Below are 7,191 nucleotides of genomic sequence, written 5' to 3'. Positions count from 1 at the left end.
AGGGCGGCCAAGGGGAGCCTCGCCGCCGCGGGGATGGCCGTCGGCTGGGCCTTCGTCGCATGGATAACGACCGCGGCGGCGGTCGCGTTGACGGCGCTCACGGTCGCGTTGATGGCGGCTTGAGAACCAAGATATTGGAGAACTGGAAAACTTGAATAGTCGAGTTTTTGAAAAAAGGGAGAAAGACATGGCCGAGCACTACACAAAGGCATCGATAGGTGAGATAATGGCACCGTGCCCGAGCGCGAGCCATCTCCCAAATCCAGGCGGCGCGCGGGCGGCGAGAAGCGACACGGGACCGAAATCCCGGATTCACAACGGAATAAGGATCGAGCGATGAGCGCGCAGGGCGGCGCAACGGGATCCGTGCACGTGAACGTGTTCGGCGGGCCCGGCTCCGGCAAGTCGACGATGGCGTACGCCGTCGCGGCGGAGCTCAAGGCGCGCGGCTACACGGCCGAGTGCGTCGGCGAGGTGGTCAAGGACTGCATCTACGACGCTGCGCGCGGCGACCAGGAGGCGGCGCGCCTGCTGGACGGCAGCGTGGAGAGCCAGGAGGAGCTGTACCGCCGGCAGTCGGCGCGCGAGCGCCGGCTCGACGGGCTCGTGCAGTTCGTCGTAGCGGACTCGCCGGCCATCATGGGCCTCGCCTACCTCGCCCCCGACGCCGACGAGGACAGGGCGGCGAGGCTGGCGGCCCTCGCGCAGGACGAGTTCGAGGCCCAGGAGTCGGTCAACGTGATCGTCACCAGGGAGGGGGCGTACGACCCCCGCGCCCGGATACACGCCGAGGACGAGGCCGAGAGGATCGACGCGGACGTCCGGGCCCTTGTCGAGAGGGCCACGGCGGGGCGGTACGAGACGGTGGGCCGCGGCGACGCGGGCAAGGTTGCGGAGATGGCCGTCGAGCACGGCTTGGCAGAGAGGACCGGAGATGATGAACTACGACGAGCTTTACAGGGAGCTGGAGCGGGACGCCAGGGAGGCGGGCCTGGAGAAGGAGCACCTGGAGTGGCAGCTGGGCCTCGAAGGCTGGGCGAAGGATCCCGTGGCGGTGGCGATGCGCGACTGGCGCCTGCAGCACGCGCCGGAGACGCTGGAGGGCAAGAGCGAGGAGCAGGTCGGCAGGGAGATGGCCATGGTTCACCTGCTGGCGGAGTCGCGCAGGACGGCCGCCGCGCAGGCGTGGATGCGGTCCCCGCAGAGCTCCCAGGCAAAAGACGCGCAGCAGAAGGCGGCGCTGATGAACGCCGCGGCGGCGGCGGAGAACGAGGCCATGATCTCGGAGATACCGGACATAGCGATAAGCCTGTAGCGGCGCGGCGCCGGCCCTCCAGGCGCGGCAGGAAGGTGATGGAGGGCCAGATGTCGCTCGACCTGCTGTTCGAGCCGTCGGACGCCGCCCCCGTGTTCGAGCCGGCGCCGCCCGCCCCCTCGCCCGAGCGGGCGGCGCGCGCCGCATCGCCGGAGAAGGGCACTGCGGCCACGGAGCCGTCCCGCCGTCCCATCGGGGACGCCTCGCCGGCTCCTTCCCGCACGAGGATCGCGCGGAACATCGAAGCGGTCATGGTCGCGAAGGAGCTCGAGCGCGAGGGCCGCGAGGCGACGCCCGAGGAGGCGGCCAGGATGCTCTCGTTCGTCGGGTGGGGCGGCCTCGCCGAGGTGTTCGACGAGACGTCGGACGCCTACGCGGCCGAGCGCGAGAGGCTCAAGGCCGGCCTCACGGAGAGGGAGTACGCCAAGGCGCGCGAGTCCACGCTCACCGCTTACTACACCCCGATCGAGGTGGCCCGCGCGGTGTGGGACTACCTCGCCATGGCCGGGTTCTCCGCCGGCAACGTGCTCGACCCGGCCGCCGGGACGGGCCGGTTCGCCGACGCGATGCCGGAGGGCATGGCCGGCCTCGCCAGCATCACCATGGTGGAGCCCGACCCGGTGTCCGCCCTGATAGCGCAGCACGCACACCCCGGCATGGCCGTCCAGTGCAAGGGCTACGAGGCGACGACGCTGGCCGACGACTCGTTCGACGTCGCCGTCACCAACGTCCCCTTCGGCCAGTTCTCGGTCTACGACCGCCGCCATGCCGGCGAGGGGATGCTCGTCCACGATTACTTCTTCGCCAAGGCTCTCGACCACGTGCGCCCCGGCGGCCTCGTCGCGTTCATCACCGCCTCGGGAACGCTCGATAAGAAGTCGAGCTCCGCGAGGCGCGAGCTGGCGGCGAGGGCCGAGCTGGTCTGCGCGGCGAGGCTGCCCGACAGCACGTTCAGGGCGTCGGCGGGGACGACCGTGACGAGCGACGTCGTCGTGCTGAGGAAGAGGCGCGAGAGGATCTCCAATGAGGAGGCCGCCGGCCTCCCGTGGGTCGGTACGGTGGAGCATTCGGACGGCGTGCGGGTGAACCGCTGGATCGCGGAGCACCGGGAGGCCGTGCTCGGCGAGCTCGAGGTCGTGTCCGGCCCCTACGGCCCGCAGCTCGCCTGCAAGGGCGACTGGGCCGAGGCGGCCGCCTCCCTCGCGGGGAGGCTCATGGAACTCGCTTCCGGTTCCTACGAGGAGCGCCCGCTGCCCGCCGCGCGCGGCGGCGCGGCCGCCGCCGACTTGATCGAGGCCGACCCGTCCGTGCCGGACGGCTGCTACGGCGTCGTCGACGGCGCGCTGTGGTACCGCGAGGGCGACACCATGCGCCCCTACGGCGGGCCCAAATCGCAGGAAGCGCGGATCCGCGCCTTGGCGGGGCTGAGGGATCTCGGCAGGGAGTACCTGGCCCTGCAGTCGGCCGGGGCCGACGACGAGCCCATCGAGTCGGCGCGCACGGCCTTCAAGGCGGCCTACGAGCGGCTCGTGGAGAAGCACGGCCGGCTCAACGACAAGCCCAACGTCATTGCGATGCGGGGCGACGCCTACGCGCCGCTGCTGTCGTCGTGGGAGGATCCCGTCGACGGGGAGTGGGAGCCGGCCGCCCTGTTCGATCAGCGCACCGTCCGCCCGGTGCCGAAGCGGCGCACGGCGGCCGACGCCGCCGAGGCGCTCGCCATGTCCCTCAACGCGGTCGGCCGCGTCGACATGGGCTACATGGAGTCCGTATCCGGGCTCGCGCCCGAGGCCATCCGCGCCGGCCTCTCCGGCCGCGTGTACTACGACCCGGCCCTGTCGGCCTTGGTGACGGCGGAGGAGTACCTTTCGGGCAACGTCCGGGTCAAGCTCGACGAGGCGAGGCTCTACCGGGGGGACGAGGACATGGAGGCGAACGTCAAGGCGCTCGAGTCGGCCCTGCCGCCCGACGTCCCGGCCGAGGAGATCTCCCTCGAGCTGGGGGCGACGTGGGTACCGGCGGCGGTGTACGAGCAGTTCGCCTACGAGGTGTTCCAGCTGCCCAGGAGCCACAGGGTGGAGGGCTCCCGCGACCAGATCTCGGTCGCGTACTCGCCCGAGCTGTCCCAGTGGCGCATATCGAACAAGGGCAAGGTGTACGGCGCCAAGGTCGACCGGGTGTACGGCACCCGCGCGCGCAACGCCCTCGACCTCATGGAGGCGTCCCTTAACCTGCGCGACGCGGTGGTCAACAGGACGATGTACGACCCGGCCGCGCGGAAGACCGTGTCCGTCGTCGACAGGGAGGCCACCATCGCCGCCCAGTCGAAGCAGGACGCCATCGCCTCGAGGTTCCGTGACTGGGTATGGGAGGACGGCGCGCGACGAGCGGCCCTGGTCGCCGAGTACAACCGCCGCTTCAACTCCCTTGTGCCGAGGCAGTTCGACGGCTCGCTGCTGTCGTTCGAGGGGATGGCGGCCGACATAGAGCTGGCGAAGCACCAGAAGGACGGGGCCGCGAGGATCGTGTTCGGCGGGAACTCCCTGCTCTGGTACTGCGTCGGCGCGGGCAAGACCTACACCATGGCCGCCGCATCCCAGGAGCTCAAGAGGATGGGGCTTGCCTCAAAGCCGCTGTTCTCTGTGCCGAAGCACCTGGTAGGGCAGTGGGGCATCGAGTTCATGCGGCTCTACCCGCAGGCGTCGATCCTCGTGGCCACCGACGCCGACTTCGAGAAGGACAACCGCAAGCGCTTCGTGGCGCGCATCGCGGCGGGCGACTGGGACGCGGTCATCGTGTCCGAGACGCAGCTCGCCAAGATCCCGTTGCCGCCCGAGCTGGAGGCCCGCTACATCGAGGAGGAGAAGATCAGGATCGAGGACGCCATCGACCAGGCGAGGATGTCTGACGACGCCGCGAAGAGGCTCACCGTCAAGCAGCTCGAGGGGCGCCGGAAGCGCCTCGAGACGCGTCTCGAGAAGACGCGTAAGCACGACCAGGACGACATGCTCGACTTCACCGACCTGGGCATCGACCGCATCTTCGTCGACGAGGCCCACCACTATAAGAACCTGTTCACGGAGACGAAGATGCGAAACGTGGCCGGCCTGCAGGCCGGCGACAGCCAGCGCGCGTCCGACATGCTCTACAAGACGCGCTGGATCAACGAGCGGACGGGCTACAAGGGGGTCGTGTTCGCGACGGGGACGGCCGTGTCCAACAGCATGACCGAGGTCTACAACATGCAGCGCTACCTGCAGCCGCAGACGCTCGCGCTCGCCGGGCTGAACGGCTTCGACGCATGGGCGTCGATGTTCGCTCGGAAGACCACCTCGCTCGAGCTCAAGCCGGAGGGCTCCGGCTTCCAGGTAAAGACCAGGTTCTCGTCGTTCACCAACTTGCCCGAGCTCATCACGATGTTCGCCTCCGTTTGCGACGTCAAGACCGCCGCCGACATAGCGCTGCCGGGCATCCCGGAGGCGCGGCGCGAGAACGTGGCGCTGGAGCCGTCGCCCGAGCAGGTGCGCATGGTGGCGGAGCTCGGCAGGCGGGCCGACGCGATCAGGTCGGGATCCGTCGACCCGGCGAGCGACAACATGCTCGTCGTGACCAACGACGGTCGAAAGCTCGCCCTCGACCAGAGGCTCGTGATCCCCGACCTGCCGGACGGGGACTGGTCGAAGACCTCCGCGGCCGCGCAGAAGATCTGGGGCATATGGAGGGACAGCGAACCGGCGCGCGGCGTCCAGATCGTGTTCTGCGACCTGAGCACCCCGAAGCCCGAGGGCTTCAACGTGTACGACGACCTGCGGGGCAAGCTGGTCGACATGGGCATACCCGCGGGGGAGATAGCCTATGTTCACGACGCCAAGACGGAAAAGGCCAAGGCCCGTCTCTTCGAGGCCGCGCGCTCCGGCGAGGTGAGGGTGCTCATGGGCAGCACCCAGAAGCTGGGCGAGGGGACTAACGTCCAGACGAGGCTCGTGGCCCTCCACCACCTCGACTGCCCGTGGCGGCCGTCCGACCTCGAGCAGCGGGAGGGGCGCATACTGCGCCAGGGCAACCGGAACAAGGAGGTCGGCATCTACCGGTACGTCACGAAGGGGACGTTCGACAGCTACATGTACCAGACCGTCGAGCACAAGCAGCGGTTCATAGGCCAGGTGTTCGGCGGATCCGGCGCAGCATCCCGCAGCGCCGATGACATCGACCAGGCGGCGCTCTCCTACGCGGAGGTCAAGGCGCTCTGCGCCGGGGACCCGGACGTGAAAGAGCGCCTAGAGTTGCAGAACGAGCTGCCCCGCCTGGCCAGCCTTGAGCGGGCCCACAGGAGGGACCAGGCGGAGCTCCGGCGGCTGCGCGACGAGGTGTGCCCCGCGAAGATAGCCTCGGCCGAGGAGGCGATCGAGAGGCTCGGGGGCGACGCCGCCACGGTGAGGGCGCGCAAGGGCCCCGAGGGCGGCTTCCCCGGCATGACCGTGATGGGGGCGTACTGCGAGAAGAGGACGGACGCGGCCGATGCGCTGAGGGCTGCGCTCGTGGCATGCGCAGAGTCGTACGGCGAGGCCCAGGTGGTCGGCTCGATCATGGGGCTGGACGTGACGGCGACGTTCCAGGCGGGCACGGGCTGCTTCCGCGTCGGCGTCGGACACGCGCCTGCCATGACCTTCGAGGGGGCGGACAGCGGGATCGGGGCGGTCACGAGGATCGAGCGAGAGGCGAGGAACATGGAGCGCTACGCCGCGTCCGCGGCCGAAAGGCTCGAGCGGGCCCAGGCGGAGCTTGCCGCCGCGAGGGAGGGCGTCGGGAAGCCCTTCCCGCAGCAGCGGCGCCTGCTGGAGGTAAAGCAGCGCCTCGCCGAGCTGGACGCCAAGATCGGCGAGAAGGGACACGATCCCTCCCTGGCCGCCGTGGCGGAGGCGAGCGAGATAGGAGGCGACCAGCTCTCGCTCGAGGACTCCGGGCTCGTGCTGTTCGACCGGGCGGAGCTGATCATGGTTAACAGGGGGATAGACAGGGGCTGGGACGTCTCGGTCTACGCCTACGAGGGGCTCGACGCTTCCGCCATGGAGACGGCGTCCTACTTCGCCACGCCCGTCATGGGGGTCGGCGCGGAGGACAAGGGCTTGAGATGGGACGGGATGGCGAAGGCCGTCGAGGCGGGGGAGGCCGCCTACGGGGCGGAGGACGTCAGGGGAGCGGTGCGCGAGGCCGTCGAGCTCATCGCCAAGTGCTCGGACGGGCTGTCCTCGTCGGACCAATGCCAGCTCGTAGAGCTGGCCGGATCCATCGCGCTGCGCGGCGGGCGGCCGCTAGCCCTGGTCAAGTCGCTGGCGGCCGACCGGGACGCCAGCGAGGGCCAGCCCAACGGCATCGGGTTCTACGGGCTCGTGCGAAACGTCCGCGACGCTGCGCTGGCGTCCATCGACGCCGGCGGGGACTTCGTGGCCGTGGGGAAGGACGTCTCGAGGGCCATACTGGGCGCGAGCATGCCGTCGGCGAGGGCCGCCTGGAGCATCGCGTCCGACATCGCCACGCGCACGGCCGCATCGGCCGCGGAGAAGGGGCTCCGGTGCCCTGCCAGGCACATGCTGGCGAGCGGGGCCGAAGGGGCCGCCCGCGCCGCCGCCCCGTCCAGGGGGGCGGGGAGATGACGGCGTGGTCGCGAGCGGGCTCGTCCTACGTGTGCGAGTGCCGCCCGGGTTACGAGGCGGTCGTCGAGCTGTCGGGCGCGTGCGCGTACGCCGCGCCCTGGGGCACGGTCGAGCGGGCGGAAGGGGCCGTGCTCACCGTCGTGGAGCAGGCGACCGGCCTCGCCGTAGCCAAGCGGCTGAGGATAGCGGGGGCTACGTCACCTGGCGACGTCGACGACGTCG

At 70.1% G+C, this 7,191-nt stretch carries 2 protein-coding genes; both read left to right on the top strand.

Going from position 1 to position 7,191, the window contains the following annotated elements; all coding sequences use genetic code 11:
* Positions 1-234: 234 nt before the first annotated feature.
* Positions 235-6,969, top strand: coding sequence for an AAA family ATPase (locus HMPREF1023_RS14685; protein ID WP_009307227.1), 6,735 nt, complete (start codon positions 235-237; stop codon positions 6,967-6,969).
* Positions 6,966-7,191, top strand: a 226-nt coding sequence (locus tag HMPREF1023_RS15800; protein WP_035579214.1) for a hypothetical protein, incomplete at its 3' end; no start/stop codon positions are given. The genes HMPREF1023_RS14685 and HMPREF1023_RS15800, both read left to right, overlap by 4 nt.

Source organism: Eggerthella sp. 1_3_56FAA, from assembly GCF_000185625.1.
Classification (GTDB): domain Bacteria; phylum Actinomycetota; class Coriobacteriia; order Coriobacteriales; family Eggerthellaceae; genus Eggerthella; species Eggerthella lenta.
This window is presented reverse-complemented; position numbering and strand designations above follow the sequence as displayed.